The sequence below is a fragment of the Christiangramia marina genome, assembly GCF_048285865.1.
Lineage (GTDB): Bacteria > Bacteroidota > Bacteroidia > Flavobacteriales > Flavobacteriaceae > Christiangramia > Christiangramia marina.
Genome location: NZ_JBLVTK010000001.1, coordinates 1,212,677 through 1,213,969 on the forward strand (window position 1 = coordinate 1,212,677; position 1,293 = coordinate 1,213,969).

A 1,293-nucleotide genomic window follows, 5' to 3' on the forward strand; every position below is an offset into this window, starting at 1 on the left:
TGAACATGAAGTGAATCCTAACATAGCGGTCATCGCCATAAACAGTAAAGGTTTTTTCAAAATTTTCATAGGTAATTTTTTTAATTGATTATTGATTACGTTAATACTTACGAAACATACCAACTCCGGTTTTCAGAAGAGAAATTTTTAACTCAAGCTTAAAGATTTTAACGAGCCAATGTTAAGAAAGGATTAATTTAAGTATGGAATTAACAAATAAAAAAAGCCCCTGCAAGTGCAGAGGCTTTTTGTAATTAACAGGTGACTAATTTCTAGTACCTGTAGTATTCTGGCTTATAAGGTCCTTCTACCGTTACACCAATATATTCTGCCTGATCCTGTTTAAGTTCAGTTAGCTCAACTCCAATTCTCTCCAGGTGAAGCTTGGCAACTTTTTCATCAAGATGCTTAGGTAACATATAAACTTCGTTCTTATACTTATCTGTATTATTCCAAAGTTCCATCTGTGCCAGGGTCTGATTGGTAAATGAATTACTCATTACAAAACTCGGGTGACCGGTAGCACAACCTAAATTCACTAAACGACCTTCAGCAAGAAGGATGATATCTTTCCCGTTGATAGTGTATTTGTCAACCTGTGGTTTAATCTCCACTTTAGTGCTTCCGTGGTTTTCATTTAACCAGGCAACAGCGATCTCGTTATCAAAGTGACCAATGTTCGCTACGATAGTTTTGTCTTTCATCGCCTCGAAATGCTCTCCACGTACGATGTCTTTATTTCCTGTGGTAGTAATGACGATATCTGCTTTTGGAAGAACAGTTTCCAGTTGTTTCACTTCAAAGCCATCCATTGCAGCCTGTAATGCACAAATTGGATCAATTTCAGTAACAGTTACAATAGAACCAGCACCTTTAAAAGATTGTGCTGTTCCTTTTCCAACATCACCATACCCACAAACAACAACTCGTTTACCAGCTAGCATCACATCTGTAGCACGACGAATCGCATCTACTGCACTCTCACGACAACCATATTTATTATCGAATTTTGACTTGGTTACAGAATCGTTTACGTTAATTGCTGGCATTGGCAATGTTCCGTTCTTCATTCTTTCGTAAAGTCTATGAACTCCTGTAGTTGTTTCTTCTGAAAGTCCTTTGATTCCCTCAGCAAGTTCAGGGTATTCGTCAAGTACCATATTGGTAAGATCTCCACCATCATCAAGGATCATATTAAGTGGCTTACGATCTTCCCCGAAGAAAAGTGTTTGTTCGATACACCAGTTAAATTCCTCTTCAGTCATTCCTTTCCAGGCGTAAACAGGAATACCG

1 protein-coding gene is annotated in these 1,293 nt (G+C 38.1%); it reads right to left on the reverse strand.

Annotation, left to right across the window (positions count from 1 at the left end):
* Positions 1 to 272: 272 nt before the first annotated feature.
* Positions 273 to 1,293, reverse strand: a 1,021-nt coding sequence (locus ACNKXS_RS05660; protein ID WP_417920001.1) for an adenosylhomocysteinase, incomplete at its 5' end; no start/stop codon positions are given.